Below are 19,462 nucleotides of genomic sequence, written 5' to 3' on the forward strand. Positions count from 1 at the left end.
GATCCCCATGCCTGAATTCAATGCTCCGCTGCGCGACATGCGCTTTGTGCTTCACGAAGTGTTCCAGGGCCCGGCCCTGTGGGCACGCCTGCCGGCCCTGGCCGAGCGGGTGGATGCCGACACCGCCGATGCCATCCTCGAAGAAGCGGCAAAAATCACCGGTCAATTGATCGCCCCGCTCAACCGCAGTGGTGACGAACAAGGGGTAACGTTCGACGCAGGCCAGGTGCGCACCCCCGAGGGGTTTACCCAGGCCTGGCAGACCTACCGCGAAGGCGGCTGGGTGGGTCTTGCCGGCAACCCGGACCACGGCGGGCTGGGCATGCCGAAAATGCTCGCGGTGCAGTTCGAGGAAATGCTCTATGCGGCCAACTGCAGCTTCAGCCTGTATTCGGCCTTGAGCGCCGGGACGTGCCTGGCGCTCGATGCCCACGCCAGCGACGCACTCAAGACCACCTACCTGCCGCCGTTGTACAGCGGCCAGTGGGCCGGCACCATGTGCCTGACCGAACCCCATGCCGGCACGGACCTGGGGATCATCCGCACCAAGGCCGAACCCGACGCCGATGGCAGCTACCGGATCAGCGGCACCAAGATCTTCATCACCGGTGGCGAACAGGACCTGACCGAGAACATCATCCACCTGGTGCTGGCCAAACTGCCGGACGCCCCGGCCGGGCCCAAGGGCATTTCGCTGTTTCTGGTGCCCAAGTTCCTGGTCAATGCCGACGGCAGCCTGGGCGCCCGGAATGCTGCCCACTGTGGCTCACTCGAGCACAAGATGGGGATCAAGGCCTCGGCCACCTGCGTGATGAACTTCGACGGCGCCACCGGCTACCTGATCGGCGAGCCCAATCGCGGGCTGGCGGCCATGTTCACCATGATGAACTACGAGCGCCTGTCGATCGGTATCCAGGGCATAGGCTGTGCCGAGGCGTCCTACCAGAACGCCGCCCGGTATGCCCAGGACCGCCTGCAGAGCCGGGCCGCCAGCGGACCGCAGGCACGAGAAAAGATCGCCGACCCGATCATCGTCCACGCCGATGTGCGCCGCATGCTGCTGACCATGCGCACCTTGACCGAAGGCGGTCGGGCGTTCGCCACCTACGTCGGCCAGCAACTTGATATCGCCAAGTACGCCGAGTCGGCTGAAGAGCGTGAAGTCGCACAGCGCCAGGTGGCATTGCTGACGCCGGTGGCCAAGGCCTTTTTCACCGACAACGGCCTGGAAAGCTGCGTGCTCGGCCAGCAGGTGTTCGGCGGGCACGGCTACATCCGCGAGTGGGGCCAGGAACAATTGGTGCGCGATGTCCGTATTGCCCAGATCTACGAAGGCACCAACGGCATCCAGGCCCTGGACCTGCTCGGGCGCAAGGTAGTGGCCGACGGCGGCAAGGCGCTGGGCGAGTTCACCGCCCAGATCCGCAGCTTCTGTGAAGGCCAGACACCGTATCGCCACCCTTTGCTCACGGCCGTGACCGAGCTTGAAAGTGTCAGTCAGTGGTTGTGCGAGCAGGCCGTCCAGGACCCCAACGCGGTTGGCGCTGCGTCAGTGGAGTACCTGCAACTGTTCGGCTATGTGGCGTACGCCTACATGTGGGCGCGCATGGAAGCCGTGGCCAGCCAGCAGCTGGACCAGGACCGTGAATTCTACGAAGCCAAACGGGCCAGTGCGGCGTTCTTCTTTGCCCGCCTGCTGCCGCGCACCTTGTCGCTGCAAGCCGGTATACGGGCCGGCAGCAGCGCGTTGTTTGCACTGGCAGCCGAGCAGTTCTGAGCATCGACAGCGCCGTTGGTCGGGAGCGATAGCATGGCTATAGCACCGGCCAGTGGCGCTATAGCGGCAAGTTCGAGGCTTTTGCCCGACTTTTCGGCACTGGCCCTGCCAAAGTGATAGTTATTCGCCATTATCTCGGTTCTCGCCATTCAAGCTGCAAGGTTAGAATGCGCAAAACCGGGAGTCTTGATGAACCACACCAGCCACAGCGCCGACGATCATGCCAACACCGATGCCGCCGCGCAGCGGCGGCGCAGCACCTGGCGCTACTATGCCTGTACCGCCGCCATTGCCCTGGCGATCCTGCCTGCAGGCGCCTGGATCGGCTGGGAGCAAGGCTGGCTACCCGACAGCTACCAGCACCTGGAAAGCACCAACGCTATCAGCCATGGAATGCTCAAGGATGGCAGCGAGGTCGAGCTGAACCTGGGCACCGTGTTGCGCTTTACCAATTACAAGCAAGAGCGTCGGGTCACCCTGATCAAGGGCGAGGCCTTCTTCAAGGTTCGACACGACAGCCAGCGCCCGTTCATCGTGCATGCGGCCAACGGCCAGACGCGAGTGACCGGCACCCAGTTCAACGTGTGGAAGTATGAGGACCAGGTCAAGGTGACTCTGGTCGAAGGCTCGGTACTGGTCGGCAGCAACGGCCAGGGTAGCGACGAAGGCTACCGCCTCGGTCCTGGCATGCAGGCCAGTTACCAGGCCGGTGACCACGCACCGCAGGTGAGCCAGGCCCACGCCCAGGACATCAGCCTGTCCTGGCGCCAGGGCAAGTTGATCCTCGACAACCTGAGCCTCGACCAGGCCCTGCCGCAGATCAATCGCTACCTGGAAAAACCGTTGCTGCTGGCAGACAAGAGCAGCGGCAGCATCCGCATCAGCGGCATATACGACACCACCCAGATCCACCGTCTGGTCGGCAACCTGCCCAAGGTGTTGCCGGTCTACCTGACGCGCAACAAGCGGGGCAACATGGTCTTGAACCGCATCTCGCCGCCACCTGCACGGGGCTGAGCCTTGCGCTCGGCCCCGCTCCTGGCCTAGAGCGTCATCGCCGCCAGCCAACCGAACGCCAGCAACGGCAGGTTGTAGTGGATGAAGGTCGGTACCACGGTGTCCCAGATGTGGTGGTGCTGGCCGTCGACGTTCAGGCCCGAGGTCGGGCCGAGGGTCGAGTCCGACGCTGGCGAGCCGGCATCCCCCAGGGCGCCCGCGGTCCCGACGATGCACACGGTCGCCACCGGATCGAAGCCCAACTGCACGCACAGCGGCACGAAGATCGCCGCCAGGATCGGTACGGTGGAGAACGACGAGCCGATACCCATGGTCACCAGCAGCCCCACCAGCAGCATCAACAGTGCACCAACGCCCTTGCTGTGATTGATCCACGAAGCCGAAGCCTCGACCAGGTTCTTGACCTCGCCGGTGGCCTTCATGACCTCGGCAAAACCGGAGGCGGCAATCATGATGAAGCCGATCATGGCCATCATCTTCATGCCCTCGGTGAACAGGTCATCGGTTTCTTTCCAGCGCACGATGCCCGACACCGAGAAAATCAGGAAACCGGCCATCGCGCCGATGATCATCGAGTCCAGCCACAGCTGAATCACGAACGCCGCGCCAATGGCCACGCCGGCCACCAGCAAGGTCAGCGGGTTGTAGCGCACCGACACCTGCTCGACTTTCTCGATTTTCTCCAGGTCGTAGACGCGCTTCTTGCGGTAGCTGAACAGCACGGCCACCAGCAGGCCGAAGAGCATGCCCGCGGCCGGGATCGCCATGGCGTGGGTGACGTTGACGCCACTGACATCCACGCCACTGCGGCTGACGTTGGCCAGCAGGATCTCGTTGAGGAAGATGTTGCCAAAGCCCACGGGCAGGAACATGTACGGGGTGATCAGGCCGAAGGTCATCACGCAGGCGATCAGACGCCGGTCCAGCTGCAGCTTGGTCAACACGTAGAGCAGTGGCGGTACCAGCAGCGGAATGAAGGCAATGTGGATCGGCAGGATATTCTGCGAGGAAATCGCCACCACCAGCAGCAAGCCGATCAGCAGCCATTTGACCTTGCCGGTCGCGTCGTGGCCCTGGCGGTCGACCATGGTCAGAATACGATCGGCCAGGGCGTGGGCCATACCGGACTTGGCAATGGCCACGGCAAACGCACCGAGCAAGGCATAGGACAGCGCCACCGTGGCACCGCCGCCCAGGCCGCCATTGAACGCCTTGAGCGTGCCTTCGATACCCAGGCCGCCCACCAGCCCACCAGCCAGCGCGCCGACGATCAGGGCGATCACCACATGCACGCGGGACAGACTCAATATCAGCATGATGCCGACCGCGGCAATTACTGCATTCATTCCTGTGACCTCTAGAAACCAGACAAAAAGCGACCGATTCGGCGACAGACTGCCCGGGGCAGTGGCCGAACGACGGGTATTTTTATGGAGGGCGCACACTCTGAAGCAGCCCCCCGCGCTTGTCAAAGCCGGCGGCGGCAAAAGGTGTCGTGTGATCGACTGAAAACGACGCATTTGTACCGGACGTTTAAATAAAGAAGCCCGTCATCCGGCCGATAGCGTTGGCAGCCCCACACTTTCAACGCCAAAGGACTTCGCCATGTCGTTCAGACAACTTTCCATCCAATGGAAAATCACCCTGCTTGCCGGCCTGTGCCTGGCCAGCATCGTCACACTGCTGGTGGGCTTGTCGTTGTACCGCATGGAGCACAGCTCGGAACTGGTGAAGGCCAGCAGCATGAAAATGCTGACCGAGGCGGCCCAGGGGCGCATCGAGTCCCAGGGCGAAGTCCAGGCCTTGAACATCCGCCGCCAGTTCATGGATGCCTACCAGTACGGCGCCGGCTTCTCCCGTCAGGTGCTGTTCTTGCGCGAACAGGCCGAGAAGCGCTTTCTCGATGCCTTCGACCTGCGCGAGGACCTGACCCGCCAGGTGCGCTCGGCCTTGCAGGCCAACCCCGAGCTGCTCGGCCTGTCGCTGGTGTTCGAACCCAACGCGCTGGACAACAAGGACGAGCTGTTCGCCAACCAGGACGCGTTGGGCAGCAATGAAAAGGGCCGTTTTGCCCTGTACTGGTCGCAGCCGACACCGGGCCAACTGACCTCCATGGCCCTGCCCGAGCATGACCTGGCCGATACCAGCATCGGCCCCAGCGGCGAGCCCGCCAACTTCTGGTCGGTCTGCCCGCGCACCACGCGCAAGACCTGTGTGATCGAACCCTACTTCTACGCGATCGACGGCCAACAGGTGCTGATGACCAGCATCGTGTTCCCGCTGATGGTGGCCGACAAGGTGGTCGCCACCCTGTCCATCGACATCAACCTCAACAGCCTGCAGGCCATGAGCCAACAGGCCAGTCGCAACCTGTACCAGGGCCAGACCCAGGTCAGCATCCTGAGCCCGGCGGGCCTGCTGGCGGGCTACAGCCCGGATGCCGGCAAACTGGCCCAGCGCTTCGACCAGGTCGACCGCGAGAAAGGCGCCGAGCTGGTACGCCTGCTGGCCGACAGCACGCCGCTGCACAGCATCCACCATGAACAGCGCCTGAAGGTGTTGGCGTCCTTTGCCCCGATCCCCGGCGGCAAGGCTTGGGGCGTGCTGCTCGACGTACCGGAAAGTGCCCTGACCGGACCGGCCGAAGCCCTCAAGCAGGAACTCGACCAGAGCAATACCAGTGGCATGCTGGTCGAACTGGGCCTGGGTGGCCTGGCGGCGGTCGTTGGCCTGCTGCTGATCTGGCTGATGGCCCGTGGCGTGACCCGACCGATCCTCGGTGTGGCGGCGATGCTCAAGGACATCGCCAGCGGCGAGGGCGACCTGACCCGTCGCTTGCAGTACGACAAGCGCGACGAACTCGGCGAACTGGCCGGCTGGTTCAACCGCTTCCTGGACAAGCTGCAACCGACCATTGCCGAGGTCAAGCGCTCGGTACAGGCGGCGCGCGACACGGCCGACCAGTCTTCGGCCATTGCCAGCCAGACCAGCGCCGGCATGGAACAGCAATACCGCCAGGTCGACCAGGTGGCTACCGCCTCCCACGAAATGAGTGCCACCGCCCAGGATGTCGCCCGCAGCGCAGCACAAGCGGCCCAGGCCGCCCGCGATGCCGACCAGGCTACCCGCCAGGGCCTGGCGGTGATCGACCGTACCACCACCAGCATCGACACCCTGGCCGCCGACATGAACACGGCAATGAGTCAGGTCGAGGGCCTGGCCGAGAACAGCGAGAAGATCGGCTCGGTACTGGAGGTGATCCGCTCCATCGCCGAACAGACCAACCTCCTGGCCCTCAACGCCGCCATCGAAGCCGCTCGCGCCGGAGAAGCAGGCCGCGGTTTCGCCGTGGTCGCCGATGAAGTCCGCAACCTGGCCCGCCGGACCCAGGAGTCGGTGGAAGAAACCCGCCAGGTGATCGAAGAACTGCAAGCCGGTACCCGCGAGGTGGTGGGGGCAATGGACAGCAGCCATCGCCAGGCCCAGGGCAGTGTCGATCAGGTGGGCCAGGCAGTTACTGCCCTGCAGCAGATCGGTGATGCGGTCACCGTTATCAGCGACATGAACCTGCAGATCGCCAGCGCCGCCGAAGAGCAAAGCGCTGTGGCCGAGGAGATCAACAACAACGTGGCGACCATTCGCGATGTGACCGAATCGCTGTCCGAGCAGGCCAATGAGTCGGCGCGGGTCAGCCAGTCGCTCAACAGCCTGGCCAACCAGCAGCAGGGGTTGATGGACCAGTTCCGCGTTTGACCTTTGTAGGAGCGGGCCTGTCCCGCTCCTTCAGCTACTACACTTGCCAGACTCCATTCCCCTGCGAGCGAGGCACAATGAATCGATTCCTCTCCCTGGTGGGCAGCGCCCTGCTGACCCTGGGCCTGATCAGCCCAGGCCATGCCGCCAACTCTTCCAACCCCATCCTGTTCGGTGACATCACCTGGGAAAGCGGCAGCCTGACCACCGAGATCCTGCGCCTGATCGTCGAGAAAGGTTACGGCTACCCCACCGATACCCTGCCCGGCAGTACCGTCAGCATGGAAGTGGCCCTGGCCCGCAATGACATCCAGGTCATCGGCGAAGAATGGGCGGGCCGCAGCCCGGCCTGGATCAAGGCCGAACAGGCCGGTCAGGTGTTCGCCCTCGGTGACACGGTGAAGAACGCCGATGAAGGCTGGTATGTGCCCGAATACGTGATCAAGGGCGATGCCGAGCGCGGCATCAAGCCACTGGCCCCGGACCTCAAGTCAGTCACCGACCTCAAGCGCTTCCCCAAGGTTTTCAGCGACCCGGAAGCCCCAGCCAAAGGCCGCTTTCTCAACAGCCCCAGCGGCTGGACCTCCGAGACCGTCAACAGCCAGAAGCTCAAGGCCTATGGGCTCGAAGACCTGTACGTGAACTTTCGCAGCGGCTCCGGCGCTGCCCTCGACGCCGAGATCACTTCTTCCATTCGCCGAGGCAAACCGGTGCTGTTCTACTACTGGTCGCCCACACCACTGATGGGCCGTTTCGCGCTGGTGCGCCTTGAAGAACCACCGTTCAGCGAGCAGGCCTGGAAGACCCTGACCGATGCCAGCAACCCCAATCCGCAAGGCAGCCGGTCGCTGCCCGCCAAGCTGTCCATCGGCGTTTCTGCCACGTTCAAGCAGCAGTACCCGGACCTGGTCGAATTCTTCACCCGGGTCGACCTGCCCATCGACACGCTCAACAAGGCGCTGGCGCAGATGAGTGAGAGGCGCCAATCGCCGAAGGATGCGGCAGTTGCGTTCATGAAGGCTCACCCCGATGTGTGGAAAGCCTGGCTGCCTGCCGAAGTCGCCGGCAAAGTCGAGGCTGGCCTGTGAGTGAAGGCTTTCCGCAATCGCTGCACTTCTCCTTCGCCGACCAGGTGAACCGCTTCGTCGATTGGCTGGTGCTGGCCTACGGCGACCAGTTGCGCAGCGTCTCCGACGGTTTGCTGCAACTGCTGGTGGGCCTTGAAAACCTGCTGCGCGCCACGCCCTGGTGGCTGTTGCTGCTGGTCGTAGCCCTGCTCACCTGGCACGCCAGCCGCAGTTTCGTGCGCGCCCTGGTGCTGACCGGCCTGCTGTTTCTGATAGGCGTGATCGGCCTGTGGGACAAACTCCTGCAGACCTGCGCGCTGGTACTGATCAGCACCGGCCTGTGCATCCTCATCGGCGTGCCCATCGGCGTGCTGTTGGCCACTCGGCCGCTGGCGCGCAAAGTGATGATGCCGGTGCTCGACGTCATGCAGACCCTACCCAGTTTCGTCTACCTGATTCCGGTGCTGATGCTGTTCGGGCTGGGTAAGGTGCCGGCCATTTTCGCCACCCTCATCTATGCCCTGCCGCCACTGATCCGCCTGACCGAACTGGGCCTGTCGCAAATCGACCCGTCCCTTACCCAGGCCGCCCAGGGGCTCGGTGCCGGGCGCTGGCAGCGGCTGCGCCGGGTCATGCTGCCGCTGGCAATGCCGAGCATCATGGCCGGGCTCAACCAGTCGGTGATGATGGCGCTTTCGATGGTGGTGGTCGCCTCGATGATCGGCGCGCGGGGGCTGGGGGAAGATGTACTGGCGGGGATTCAGACGTTGAATGTCGGCAAGGGAGTGGAGGCCGGGTTGGCGATCGTGGCACTGGCGATGGTGATCGATCGGATAACCCAGGCGTATGGGCAACCGAAGGCGGGTGCTTTCAATCAGCGTTGATCGACGCGATGATGCACGCTCATTCTCCCCGCGACCGGAGCCCACGCGTGTCTCTCAAAGCCCTGCGTACCCTGGTGACCATTGCCCGCCACGGCACCTTTGCCCGCGCTGCCGATATCCTGAGCCTGACCCCTTCGGCCGTCAGCCTGCACATCCGCAGCCTGGAGGAAGAGCTGCAGGTCACGCTGTTCGACCGCAGCCGGCGCCAGGTCAGCCTGACCGGGGCCGGGCATCTGGTGGTGGAGCGGGCCGAAGGAATCCTGGCTGCCTACGACGACATGGCCGACGCGCTGGTCAGCGGTCCGGGGCTGAGCGGGCGATTGAAGATCGGCGCCATCCACACCGCCCTCGCCGGGCGCCTGCCAGCGGCGCTGGTACGCATCAAGGCCGAACACCCTCACTTGCACATCAGCGTATTGTCAGGGATGTCAGCAGAGCTTGCCCGGCGCGTCGAGGACGGCGAGCTGGATGCGGCCATCACCACCGAGCCCGTCGCGCCCTACCCCGCCAACCTGGACTTTACCCCGCTCTACCAGAACCGCTTCTGGGCTGTTGCCGGCGCTGCGTTCGCGGGAGTCAGCCTGCGCGAGCTGCTTGCCACCCAGCCGTTCCTGCGTTTCGACAAACGCGCCTGGGCCGGGCGCATCATCGAGCAGGAGTTGCGCAAGCTGCAGCTGCCAGTCAGCGAGCAAATGGAACTGGACAGCCAGCAAGCCCTCACGCACATGGCCTCGATGGGCCTGGGCGTGGCCATTGTGCCCCTGGCGGACGAAGACCTGCTGCACTTGCCGGACGTCACCTTGCTGCCTTTCGGTGAGCCGCAGCGGGTCCGGCATGTCGGCTTGATCGAACACGCCAGCAGTCGCCGGCGCCACCTGACGGCCGTGTTGAAAACGGCGCTGAAACAACCATGAAGTTTTTCTCAACGGTTGGTTGAAAATTCTGCGTTTTTTTCTTTCAGTGCTTCAGGCTAGCCTGATGTCGCGTCCCGATTGGGATAACCGACTGACAGGGAAACCGTCTGATGCTGCAACTGATCCTCGCCACCATCGTGCCCATTGCCTTGCTCATCGCCTTTGGCCGCTGGCTTCGGGTCCGGGGCTTTCTGGGTGAGCATTTCTGGCCTGCGGCCGAGCGCTTGAGCTACTTCGTGTTGTTGCCTGCGCTGTTCATGCACGGCCTGGCCACGGCGGACCTGACAGGGCTGCCGGTGTTCGACATGGTGACCGTGCTGTTGCTCTCGACAGTGATTGGCGCCACGTTGCTGGTGCTGTGCAAAGGCATGGTGGCGGGTGACGGTGCCAGTTTCACCTCGGTGTTCCAGGGTGGCGTGCGCTTCAACAATTACATTGGCGCGACCCTGGCCGCCGGCATCTATGGCAGCGGCGGGATCGCCCTGGCCGCGGTGGCCAATGCGGCTATCGTGCCGACCGTGAATGTGCTGTGCGTGATGGTCTTTGCCCGCTATAGCGGCACGCGCAGCTCGCTGCGCGCGGTGGCCCGGGCGATCGCCACCAACCCGTTGATCGTTGGCTGCGCTACCGGAATTGCCTTGCGCGTTACTGGCCTGGGGTTGCCGGCAGGCATCGAGCCGACCCTCGAGGCCCTGGGCCAGGCGGCTTTGCCCATGGGCTTGCTATGCGTCGGCGCGGCGCTGGGAAGCAGTGCCCAGGGCCTGGGCAAGCGGCCATTGCTGGCGGCTTCGTTGTTCAAGTTCGTGGTGTTGCCCCTGACCACCTTCGGGGTGTGCCGGGCACTGGGCCTGAGTGGCCAGGCGGCGACTATCGCCATCCTGTTCCAGGCGTTGCCCACCGCATCGTCGTCCTATGTGATGGCCCGGCAAATGGGCGGTAACGCACCGCTGATGGCCAATATCATCGCCCTGCAGACCCTGCTGGCGGCGCTGACCTTGCCGGTGATGCTGGGCCTGACCCTGGTGTGAGGGAAGGTAAAATTTTGTATCTGAATGATAACGTTTTACAAATGCACCTGTTAATATTTGCGGCCAAGAAGCATTCGCAAAGCCAGGAAGGCGCCAACCCAACATTAACAGGGCCTTCGCCATGGCTTTACGCTTTCCCTATCGCCCCACCCTTCTTGCTATTTGCTGCGCCGCCAGCGTAGGCGCCCATGGCGCCGACACCGCCCTGGAACTGGACGCTACCGCTATCAATGCCCAGGCCACCAAGCCCCTGCGCAATGCGCCGGTCGAAGAGTACGCCGGTGGCCAGGTAGCCCGGGGTGGGCAGATGGGTGTATTGGGCAACCAGGACAACATGGATGTCCCCTTCACCATGACCAGCTACACCTCGAAGCTCATCGAGGACCAGCAGGCCGAAGACGTGGGCGACGTGCTGCTCAACGACCCGTCGGTGCGCCAGTCGGTAGGCTTCGGCAACCAGTCGCAGGTCTTCGTGATTCGCGGCCTGCCGTTGAGCGGCGATGATATTTCCTACAACGGCCTGTACGGCGTATTGCCGCGGCAGATCATCTCCACCGATGCGGTGGACCGGGTCGAAGTGTTCAAGGGGCCCAATGCCTTTATCAATGGAGTAAGCCCTACCGGCGGTGGCCTGGGCGGCAGCGTCAACCTGCAGCCCAAGCGCGCTGGCGACATGCCGACTCGCCGCTATACCCAGGACATTTCCACCGATGGCCGCATCGGCGAGCACCTGGATATCGGCCAGCGCTTCGGTGCCGACAACCGTTTTGGCGCCCGCCTGAACCTCTCCCAGCGTGAAGGCGAAACAGCGGTCGACGATCAGGACCAGCGCAGCAAGCTGTTTGTCGCCGGCCTCGACTATCAGGGTGATCGCTTCAGTGTTTCCACCGATTTCGGCTACCAGAAGGAGCGCGTCAACCACCTGCGCAACTCGGTGCAGCTCGGTGCCGGCCTCACCGATATCCCCCGCGCCCCCGATGCCAGCCACAACTACGGCCAGGACTGGACCTTCACCGAGACCGAAGACACCTTCGGCATGGTGCGTGGCGACTGGGACCTGAACGACAACTGGAGCGCCTACCTGGCCGGTGGTATCAAACACACCCGCGAGACCGGCTTCTACGGCACCCCGACCCTGACCAACGCCGCCACGGGCGCTGCAACCATGGGTGGCTCGTTCATTCCACACAACGAAGACAACACCACCTTCATGGGCGGTCTCAATGGCAAGCTGCAAACCGGGCCGGTCAGCCACCAGCTCAACCTCGGCGCCTCGACCATCTGGACCCAGCAGGAAAACGCCTACGTCTTCTATCGCGGCCAACCTACCAACATCTACAACACTACGCCGCTGCCCAAGCCGACCGCCGTGACCATCACCGGTGGCGAGCCAGGTGACCCCGGTGTGACCGGCAAGACCCGCAACCGCAGCATCGCCTTCTCCGACACCCTGGGCTTTTTCGACGACACCTTGTTGGTGACCGCCGGAGTGCGCCGACAGCAGTTGCGGGTAGAAAACTACCTGTACGACGGCACCACCTCGGGCGGCGTGGCCAACCCGGCCAATGACGGCAGCCGCAGCGCCCTCTATGACAAGGGCATCACCACGCCGGTGTACGGCATCGTCTACAAGCCGACCGAGTCGGTATCGCTGTATGCCAACCGCATCGAAGGCTTGTCCAAGGGCCCGACGGCCTCGGCCAACGCCATCAACCGCGGTGAAGCGTTCCCGCCGGGCCGCACCAAGCAGATCGAAGCGGGTATCAAGTACGACCAGGGTACCTTTGGCGCCAACCTTGCGGTGTTCCGCATCGAGAAACCCAGCGACGGCTACCTGGACAGCAACACCGGCTTTTATCTGCGTGATGGCGAGCAGGTGAACCGGGGCATCGAACTGAGCATCTTCGGCGAACCCCTGCCGGGCCTGCGCCTGCTGGCCGGCGGTACGCGCCTTGACTCGGAGCTGAAGAAAACCCAGAACGCCAGCACCGACGGCAACCATGCCATCGGTGTGCCAACCTTCCAGCTGAACGCCAGTGTCGACTGGGATGTGCCAGGCCTGGAGGGTGTGGCCCTCAATGCACGGATGCTGCGCACCGGCGGGCAATACGCAGACCAGGCCAACACCCTCAGCCTGCCCACCTGGAACCGCTTCGATGCCGGTGCCCGCTACCGCTTCAAGGTCCAGGAAAAAGACATCACCTTGCGCATGAACGTCGAGAACATCAGCGACAAGAACTACTGGGCCTCGGCCAACGGCGGCTACCTGACCCAGGGTGAGCCGCGCCTGGTGAAGCTCTCCGGAACCATCGACTTCTGACCTGCCGGGGCGTTGGCTGATCGTGGCAGGCTGGCGCAAAGCGGCGAACTACGCCTGCTATCGGCCAGCCCTGCGCGGCAGCTCGATGCACACCCGCAAGCCCTCGAGCGGGCTCTGCTCGAGGGTCATGCGTCCGCCCCAGGCTTCAACGATGTCGCGGACGATCCCAAGCCCCAGGCCATGGCCGTTGACCTGCTCGTCGAGACGGGTACCGCGTTCCAGTACCTGGGCTCGGGCCGCTTCGGGAATGCCGGGGCCATCGTCGTCGATCAGCATCCGGTAGTGCTCCGGCTGTTCCTCGATACTCAGCAGTACCTGGCTGTCGGCCCACTTGCAGGCGTTGTCCAGCAGATTGCCGAGCAGTTCGAGCAGGTCTTCGCGATCCCAGGGCAGGAGCAGGCCGGGTGGCACCTGCTGGCGCAGTTCAAGGCCTTCGCCGTGGATCATGCCCAGGGTCGAGAGCAGCCCGGGCAACTCGGCATCGCAGTCGAACTGCGCACCCGGCAAGGCATCGCCGGCCAGACGCGCACGATTGAGTTCACGGCTCAGCCGCTGCTGGATCTGCTCCAACTGGTCACGCAGCTGGGCCCGTACTTCCGGCAGGTTGTCGAGCTTGTCGCTGGAAGCAAGGCTCAGTAGTACAGCCAGGGGCGTCTTCAAGGCATGCCCCAGGTTACCCAGGGCATTGCGCGAGCGGCGCAGGCTGTCTTCGGTGTGGGCCAACAGATGGTTGATTTGCGCGACCAGGGGCTCCAGCTCGCTGGGTACCTGTGTATCGAGCTGCGAACGCTTGCCCTGCTGCAATTGGGCGATCTGCTCGCGTGCGCGCTCAAGCGGGCGCAATGAACGGGTAACGGTAATTCGCTGGAGCACCAGTACCAGCATCAAGGCCACCAGCCCCATGCCCAGGCCAATCTGCTGCATGCGCCGAAACTGCTCGCGCACTGGGGTGTAGTCCTGGGCGACGCTGATCGAGATCGACTGGCCAAAACGCCGGTAGTCACTGCGCAGCACCAGTAATTGCTGATTTTCTGGGCCCAGCTTGAGGTCGGTATGCAGGCCGGTCGTGGCCGGTGTCGGCATGTCCAGGTCCCACAGCGAACGCGAGCGCCAGTTACCGCCGTCAAAATCGATTCGAAAGTAGTAACCGGAGAACGGGCGTTTATAGGCCGAGGAGATCCGCCGTTCATCCAGCTCAAGACCGGTTTGCCCGCGCACCAGGGCCACCAGCAGGTTCTCGCTTTCCTTACGCAGCCCGGTTTCCAGGTAGCGCTGCAAACCGACCTCGAACAGCCAAAGGCTCAACTGGGCAAGGGCCAACCCCACCAGCACCAGAACCGCGATCAAGCCTAGGCTCAACCTTGCCTGGATCGACTTCACTCGCCACTCCCGGCATAGCGATAACCCTGGCCACGGCGGGTTTCGATCACGCTGCGCCCCAGTTTGCGGCGTAAGTGGTTGACGTGGACCTCCAGTACATTGGAATCGCGCTCGGTCTCGCCATCGTAAAGGTGCTCGGCCAGGTGACTCTTGGACAGGATCTGTTGGGGGTGCAGCATGAAATAGCGCAGCAAGCGGAACTCGGCGGCAGTGAGCTGGATATCGACGCCGTCACGGACCACGCACTGGCGCCCCTCATCCAGTTGCAGGCCCGCGGCTTCCAGGGTCGTCTGATTGGCCAGCCCACGCGCCCGGCGCAATAACGACTGGACCCGCAACTGCAGCTCTTCGGGGTGGAACGGCTTACTCAGGTAATCGTCGGCTCCGGCCTTCAACCCCTCGATCCGCTCGGCCCAGGAGCTGCGGGCAGTCAGGATCAGCACAGGTGTCGCGAGCCCTGACGCACGCCACTGGGCCAGCACCTCCAAGCCGGGCAACCCGGGCAAGCCCAGGTCGAGAATGATCAGGTCATAGGGTTCGCTACGGCCCTGGTGGACAGCATCTCGACCGTCTGCCAGCCAGTCGACCGCATACCCCTGGCGCTGCAGGCCCTGGGTCAGTTCGTCTGCCAGCGGGACGTTGTCCTCGACCAATAACAGGCGCATCAATCATCTTCCTCGTCTTTGAGCAACGCTCCATTGGATGCATCGAGTTTGATCTCGCGCACCACCCCCTCGGGGGTCAACAACTCGACCTCGTATTCGTAGCGGTCGTGCTTCTCTTCCAGCTCCGCCTCCAACAAGGTCGCCCCGGGATAGCGACCCAGGGCGTCATTGAGCAGTTGCTCCAGCGGCAGGATGATGCCCTGCTGGCGCAACCGCAGGGCTTCATCCTGATCAAGGTCGCGGGCCGAGGCCAGCGAGCAGAGGGCTAACAGCGCAAGCAAACCTACCCGCGCTGCTGGCAGTCGAAACGTCATTAGTTATCCCGGGCGTCCTTGAGGATTTCGCCGGTCTTGGCGTCCATGTCGACATCCCACTCGACGTTCTGGGCATCGCGCAGTTCGACCTTGTAGATGTAGCGGCCGTACTCGTCTTCAAGCTCCGAGTCGGTTACGGTGGCGCCTGGGTGTTTGGCGACAGCCTTGGCCTTGAGTTCGTCCAGCGACAGGATGGTCTTGGCTTGAACCAGTTTTACGACTTCATCCGGTTGTACGTCCTTGGCCATGGCAACGTTGGCGCTCAGAGCAAGGGCAGCAGTGGCAAACAGGGCAGTCAAAGTTTTCATGGTGTCTCTCCGTTGAGATCAATACTGTTTCTACGGGGGTTAGATTAACCAACCGAACTTAATTGAAGCTGAAAACAACTGGCGACATGATAGCGCACCCCTGCCCCACAACCGGACCGCTGTAACTTATAATCGCCGGCTCCCGTGAGCGAGGCCCGTATGAGCGCAATCCATATCAAGTACCCGGCCCTGACCTTGAAGGCAGGCAGTCGCGCCTTTCAACAGATCCGCGAACGTGGGCTGCAGGCGGCCGATGTAGGCGTGTTGCCAGGCGCCGCGGGCGGCCCGAAGGCCCTCGGCATCCAGGGCCTTGACCTGGCGCTGTTCGGCCATTGGCTACCCAGCGCACCGCGTGTACGAGCGCTCATCGGTGCATCGATCGGCTCCTGGCGCTTTGCAAGTGCCTGTTTGCCAAATCCCGGTGAAGCCTTGCAGCGTCTTGGCCAGCTGTACACCGAACAGGATTTTGCCAAGGGCGTGACCCAGGCCGAAGTCAGCCGCAGCTGCCAGCGCATGCTGGACGAATTGCTGCAAGGCCGCGACGCACAGATTCTCGAAAGCCCTGATTACCGCCTCAACATCATGGTGGTCAAAAGCCACGGGCTGCTTGCCCATGATCATCGCGCTCGGTTGGGGATGGGGTTGTCCTCGGTGATTGCCGACAACCTGATCGGCCGCGCTCGACTGGCCCGGCACTTTGAGCGAATCATCCTGCATGACGCCCGTAACGGCCCACCGCTGCATCCGCTGACCGACTTTCCTTCCCGCTGCTTGCCTCTGGATGTAGCCAACCTGCGCCATGCCCTGCTGGCCTCAGGTTCGATTCCGATGGTGATGGAGGGCGTGCGCGACATTCCAGGTGTAGGCCAGGGCACCTATCGCGATGGAGGCCTGCTCGACTATCACCTGGACCTTCCCTACCAGGGGGACGATATCGTGCTCTATCCGCACTTCACCGACCGAGTCATTCCCGGATGGTTCGACAAGGCGTTGCCTTGGCGTCGAGGCGATGCCCAGCGCCTGCGCAACGTACTGCTGCTGGCCCCTTCGGCTCAGTACCTGGCCCGCCTGCCTTATGGCAAGCTGCCTGATCGTAGCGACTTCAAACGCTTTATGGGTGACGCAAGCGGCCGTCAGCGTTACTGGAGAACCGCGATGTCCGAGAGCCGGCGCCTGGGTGACGAGTTACTTGAGCTGATAGAATCCGGCGAGCTGCACGCGCATCTGCAACCACTGCAGTGACCATGCTGGTAAACTGCTCGGCAGCATAGGTTTTCAGAGTTGAGACATCGTGGAAATTTTCAAGGAATTCACCTTCGAGTCGGCGCACCGCTTGCCGCACGTTCCTGAAGGTCACAAATGCGGCCGCCTGCACGGCCACTCGTTCAAAGTAGCACTGCACCTCACCGGCCCGCTGGACCCGCACACTGGCTGGATCCGCGACTTCTCCGAGATCAAGGCGATCTTCAAGCCGCTGTACGAACAGCTGGACCACAACTACCTGAACGACATTCCTGGCCTGGAAAACCCGACCAGCGAAGTGATTGCGAAATGGATCTGGGACCAGGTCAAGCCATTGCTGCCTGAGCTCTCCAAGGTCCGTATCCACGAGACCTGCACCAGCGGTTGCGAGTACTACGGCGACTGAATGGCTGATGGATATAAAAGAACCACCCTGCGGGGTGGTTAATGAGATGGTCACCCCGACACCCTGCGAGGGCTACGCTTTCGCAGGGTGTTTTAATTCTGGAGACCATCACCATGAGCGATTTGGCACTGGTCGGTATCGACCTCGGCAAACACACCTTTCATCTGCACGGCCAGGATAAGCCCGGCCGAGAGCTGTTTCGCAAGTAGCTCTCACGACAGCAAATGATGCGGTTCTTCGCCAACCTGCCAGGGTGCACGCTGGTGGATGCGGCGACACTCAAACGTAGTTGCCTGCGCGCTGGCCAACAAGCTAGCCCGCATAGCCTGGGCAATTTCTGCGCACCACACTCAATACGAAGCAGGGTCAGGCGCCATGAGCGCCTGACCCTGCGGCTGTTGCTGTGTGCGGACAGGGGGAAACCATATCATGAGGAAGCGGCGCTGCGATTGCAGGCCCGGAAAAGACAAAACCCCTACCTGCATACGCAGATAGGGGTTTCGGAATTTAATCTTGACGATGACCTACTCTCACATGGGGAAACCCCACACTACCATCGGCGATGCATCGTTTCACTGCTGAGTTCGGGATGGGATCAGGTGGTTCCAATGCTCTATGGTCGTCAAGAAATTCTGTTGCCAGAAGGTCTTGTGCAGACACTCCAGCGAATCGGGTATGTGACAATCTGTGGTTTTTTTGAACTTTCGGTTCAATGCGTCTTCACCACCACAATCTGCGCTGCAGATTGCTTGGGTGTTATATGGTCAAGCCTCACGGGCAATTAGTATTGGTTAGCTCAACGCCTCACAGCGCTTACACACCCAACCTATCAACGTCGTAGTCTTCGACGGCCCTTCAGGGAGCTCAAGGCTCCAGTGAGATCTCATCTTGAGGCAAGTTTCCCGCTTAGATGCTTTCAGCGGTTATCTCTTCCGAACATAGCTACCCGGCAATGCCACTGGCGTGACAACCGGAACACCAGAGGTTCGTCCACTCCGGTCCTCTCGTACTAGGAGCAGCCCCTCTCAAATCTCAAACGTCCACGGCAGATAGGGACCGAACTGTCTCACGACGTTCTAAACCCAGCTCGCGTACCACTTTAAATGGCGAACAGCCATACCCTTGGGACCGGCTTCAGCCCCAGGATGTGATGAGCCGACATCGAGGTGCCAAACACCGCCGTCGATATGAACTCTTGGGCGGTATCAGCCTGTTATCCCCGGAGTACCTTTTATCCGTTGAGCGATGGCCCTTCCATACAGAACCACCGGATCACTAAGACCTACTTTCGTACCTGCTCGACGTGTCTGTCTCGCAGTCAAGCGCGCTTTTGCCTTTATACTCTACGACCGATTTCCGACCGGTCTGAGCGCACCTTCGTACTCCTCCGTTACTCTTTAGGAGGAGACCGCCCCAGTCAAACTACCCACCATACACTGTCCTCGATCCGGATAACGGACCTGAGTTAGAACCTCAAAGTTGCCAGGGTGGTATTTCAAGGATGGCTCCACGCGAACTGGCGTCCACGCTTCAAAGCCTCCCACCTATCCTACACAAGCAAATTCAAAGTCCAGTGCAAAGCTATAGTAAAGGTTCACGGGGTCTTTCCGTCTAGCCGCGGATACACTGCATCTTCACAGCGATTTCAATTTCACTGAGTCTCGGGTGGAGACAGCGCCGCCATCGTTACGCCATTCGTGCAGGTCGGAACTTACCCGACAAGGAATTTCGCTACCTTAGGACCGTTATAGTTACGGCCGCCGTTTACCGGGGCTTCGATCAAGAGCTTCGCGTTAGCTAACCCCATCAATTAACCTTCCGGCACCGGGCAGGCGTCACACCCTATACGTCCACTTTCGTGTTTGCAGAGTGCTGTGTTTTTAATAAACAGTCGCAGCGGCCTGGTATCTTCGACCGGCATGAGCTTACGGAGCAAGTCCTTCACCCTCACCGGCGCACCTTCTCCCGAAGTTACGGTGCCATTTTGCCTAGTTCCTTCACCCGAGTTCTCTCAAGCGCCTTGGTATTCTCTACCCAACCACCTGTGTCGGTTTGGGGTACGGTTCCTAGTTATCTGAAGCTTAGAAGCTTTTCTTGGAAGCATGGCATCAACCACTTCGTCGCCTAATGGCAACTCGTCATCAGCTCTCGGCCTTAAGATCCCGGATTTACCTAAGATCTCAGCCTACCACCTTAAACTTGGACAACCAACGCCAAGCTGGCCTAGCCTTCTCCGTCCCTCCATCGCAATAACTAGAAGTACAGGAATATTAACCTGTTTTCCATCGACTACGCTTTTCAGCCTCGCCTTAGGGACCGACTAACCCTGCGTCGATTAACGTTGCGCAGGAAACCTTGGTCTTTCGGCGTGGGAGTTTTTCACTCCC

General features: G+C 62.0%; 15 protein-coding genes, 2 rRNA genes and 1 pseudogene (1 of these 18 cut by a window edge). 11 read left to right on the forward strand and 7 right to left on the reverse strand.

Translation table 11 applies throughout. The features are described 5' to 3' along the window. Window positions 1-7: 7 nt before the first annotated feature. Window positions 8-1,777, forward strand: coding sequence for an acyl-CoA dehydrogenase C-terminal domain-containing protein (locus NPS58_RS27500; RefSeq protein WP_274118357.1), 1,770 nt, complete (start codon window positions 8-10; stop codon window positions 1,775-1,777). A gap of 189 nt (window positions 1,778-1,966) precedes the next feature. After that, window positions 1,967-2,794, forward strand: a complete 828-nt coding sequence (locus tag NPS58_RS27505) for a FecR family protein (protein ID WP_274118358.1) — start codon at window positions 1,967-1,969, stop codon at window positions 2,792-2,794. A gap of 26 nt (window positions 2,795-2,820) precedes the next feature. Here NPS58_RS27505 and NPS58_RS27510 read toward each other — a convergent pair whose 3' ends face one another. Then, window positions 2,821-4,140: a Na+/H+ antiporter family protein gene (locus NPS58_RS27510; protein ID WP_274118359.1), complete on the reverse strand. Its 1,320-nt coding sequence runs from the start codon at window positions 4,138-4,140 to the stop codon at window positions 2,821-2,823. Window positions 4,141-4,399: 259 nt separating this feature from the next. On the opposite strand from NPS58_RS27510, the gene NPS58_RS27515 reads away from it, so the two are divergent. The 6 genes from NPS58_RS27515 (at window position 4,400) to NPS58_RS27540 (ending at window position 12,760) form a co-directional block, all read left to right on the forward strand. Next, a complete protein-coding gene (locus NPS58_RS27515) occupies window positions 4,400-6,547 on the forward strand; it encodes a methyl-accepting chemotaxis protein (protein WP_274118360.1) in 2,148 nt (715 codons plus the stop codon). A 77-nt stretch (window positions 6,548-6,624) separates the two neighbouring features. After that, complete coding sequence (locus tag NPS58_RS27520; protein WP_274118361.1) at window positions 6,625-7,635, forward strand: ABC transporter substrate-binding protein; 1,011 nt, start codon at window positions 6,625-6,627, stop codon at window positions 7,633-7,635. Next, window positions 7,632-8,498 (forward strand): ABC transporter permease, encoded by an 867-nt coding sequence (locus NPS58_RS27525; protein ID WP_274118362.1) that lies wholly within the window; start codon window positions 7,632-7,634, stop codon window positions 8,496-8,498. Before NPS58_RS27520 ends, NPS58_RS27525 begins: the two co-directional genes overlap by 4 nt. Before the next feature lie 47 nt (window positions 8,499-8,545). Next, window positions 8,546-9,412, forward strand: coding sequence for a LysR family transcriptional regulator (locus NPS58_RS27530; RefSeq protein ID WP_274118363.1), 867 nt, complete (start codon window positions 8,546-8,548; stop codon window positions 9,410-9,412). A gap of 110 nt (window positions 9,413-9,522) precedes the next feature. Then, window positions 9,523-10,440 (forward strand): AEC family transporter, encoded by a 918-nt coding sequence (locus NPS58_RS27535; RefSeq protein ID WP_274118364.1) that lies wholly within the window; start codon window positions 9,523-9,525, stop codon window positions 10,438-10,440. A gap of 121 nt (window positions 10,441-10,561) precedes the next feature. Beyond that, window positions 10,562-12,760, forward strand: a complete 2,199-nt coding sequence (locus NPS58_RS27540) for a TonB-dependent receptor (protein WP_274118365.1) — start codon at window positions 10,562-10,564, stop codon at window positions 12,758-12,760. A gap of 57 nt (window positions 12,761-12,817) precedes the next feature. On the opposite strand, the gene NPS58_RS27545 is transcribed toward NPS58_RS27540, so the two are convergent. Genes NPS58_RS27545 through NPS58_RS27560 form a run of 4 tightly spaced genes read right to left on the reverse strand, consistent with a single transcriptional unit; the run spans window position 12,818 to window position 15,427 of the window. After that, window positions 12,818-14,140, reverse strand: a complete 1,323-nt coding sequence (locus NPS58_RS27545) for a sensor histidine kinase (RefSeq protein WP_274118366.1) — start codon at window positions 14,138-14,140, stop codon at window positions 12,818-12,820. Beyond that, on the reverse strand, window positions 14,137-14,805 hold the full coding sequence (locus tag NPS58_RS27550; RefSeq protein WP_274118367.1) for a response regulator transcription factor: 669 nt from the start codon (window positions 14,803-14,805) through the stop codon (window positions 14,137-14,139). Before NPS58_RS27550 ends, NPS58_RS27545 begins: the two co-directional genes overlap by 4 nt. After that, the gene (locus NPS58_RS27555) at window positions 14,805-15,119 is read right to left on the reverse strand and encodes a PepSY domain-containing protein (protein ID WP_274118368.1); all 315 of its coding nucleotides are present in this window, start codon (window positions 15,117-15,119) and stop codon (window positions 14,805-14,807) included. The genes NPS58_RS27550 and NPS58_RS27555 overlap by 1 nt, the downstream gene beginning before the upstream one ends. Continuing rightward, on the reverse strand, window positions 15,119-15,427 hold the full coding sequence (locus NPS58_RS27560; protein ID WP_274118369.1) for a PepSY domain-containing protein: 309 nt from the start codon (window positions 15,425-15,427) through the stop codon (window positions 15,119-15,121). The genes NPS58_RS27555 and NPS58_RS27560 overlap by 1 nt, the downstream gene beginning before the upstream one ends. A gap of 159 nt (window positions 15,428-15,586) precedes the next feature. On the opposite strand from NPS58_RS27560, the gene NPS58_RS27565 reads away from it, so the two are divergent. The 3 genes and pseudogenes from NPS58_RS27565 to NPS58_RS29750 all read left to right on the forward strand — a co-directional run. Next, window positions 15,587-16,669 carry a patatin-like phospholipase family protein gene (locus NPS58_RS27565; protein WP_274118370.1) on the forward strand — a complete coding sequence of 361 codons (1,083 nt, stop codon included), beginning with the start codon at window positions 15,587-15,589 and terminating at the stop codon, window positions 16,667-16,669. A gap of 49 nt (window positions 16,670-16,718) precedes the next feature. Continuing rightward, entirely contained in the window at window positions 16,719-17,075 is a 357-nt protein-coding gene (queD, locus tag NPS58_RS27570; RefSeq protein WP_010226613.1) for a 6-carboxytetrahydropterin synthase QueD, read from the forward strand. A 270-nt stretch (window positions 17,076-17,345) separates the two neighbouring features. Continuing rightward, window positions 17,346-17,462, forward strand: a pseudogene (locus NPS58_RS29750) (IS110 family transposase); the annotation flags it as partial. Window positions 17,463-17,586: 124 nt separating this feature from the next. On the opposite strand, the gene rrf reads toward NPS58_RS29750, so the two are convergent. Both rrf and NPS58_RS27580 read right to left on the reverse strand, forming a co-directional pair. After that, window positions 17,587-17,702: ribosomal RNA gene (gene rrf, locus NPS58_RS27575) — 5S ribosomal RNA — on the reverse strand. A gap of 133 nt (window positions 17,703-17,835) precedes the next feature. After that, window positions 17,836-19,462 (reverse strand): 23S ribosomal RNA (locus NPS58_RS27580); it runs 1,260 nt beyond the window's last position.

The organism is Pseudomonas putida (assembly GCF_028682455.1).
Lineage (GTDB): Bacteria > Pseudomonadota > Gammaproteobacteria > Pseudomonadales > Pseudomonadaceae > Aquipseudomonas > Aquipseudomonas putida_AA.

Excerpts from the sequence above, each read along its gene's own strand:
- NPS58_RS27500 (WP_274118357.1), top strand. The coding sequence starts at position 8 with ATGCCTGAATTCAATGCTCCGCTGCGCGACATGCGCTTTGTGCTTCAC.
- NPS58_RS27505 (WP_274118358.1), top strand. The coding sequence starts at position 1,967 with ATGAACCACACCAGCCACAGCGCCGACGATCATGCCAACACCGATGCC.
- NPS58_RS27510 (WP_274118359.1), bottom strand. The coding sequence starts at position 4,140 with ATGAATGCAGTAATTGCCGCGGTCGGCATCATGCTGATATTGAGTCTG.
- NPS58_RS27515 (WP_274118360.1), top strand. The coding sequence starts at position 4,400 with ATGTCGTTCAGACAACTTTCCATCCAATGGAAAATCACCCTGCTTGCC.
- NPS58_RS27520 (WP_274118361.1), top strand. The coding sequence starts at position 6,625 with ATGAATCGATTCCTCTCCCTGGTGGGCAGCGCCCTGCTGACCCTGGGC.
- NPS58_RS27535 (WP_274118364.1), top strand. The coding sequence starts at position 9,523 with ATGCTGCAACTGATCCTCGCCACCATCGTGCCCATTGCCTTGCTCATC.
- NPS58_RS27540 (WP_274118365.1), top strand. The coding sequence starts at position 10,562 with ATGGCTTTACGCTTTCCCTATCGCCCCACCCTTCTTGCTATTTGCTGC.
- NPS58_RS27550 (WP_274118367.1), bottom strand. The coding sequence starts at position 14,805 with ATGCGCCTGTTATTGGTCGAGGACAACGTCCCGCTGGCAGACGAACTG.
- NPS58_RS27555 (WP_274118368.1), bottom strand. The coding sequence starts at position 15,119 with ATGACGTTTCGACTGCCAGCAGCGCGGGTAGGTTTGCTTGCGCTGTTA.
- NPS58_RS27560 (WP_274118369.1), bottom strand. The coding sequence starts at position 15,427 with ATGAAAACTTTGACTGCCCTGTTTGCCACTGCTGCCCTTGCTCTGAGC.
- NPS58_RS27565 (WP_274118370.1), top strand. The coding sequence starts at position 15,587 with ATGAGCGCAATCCATATCAAGTACCCGGCCCTGACCTTGAAGGCAGGC.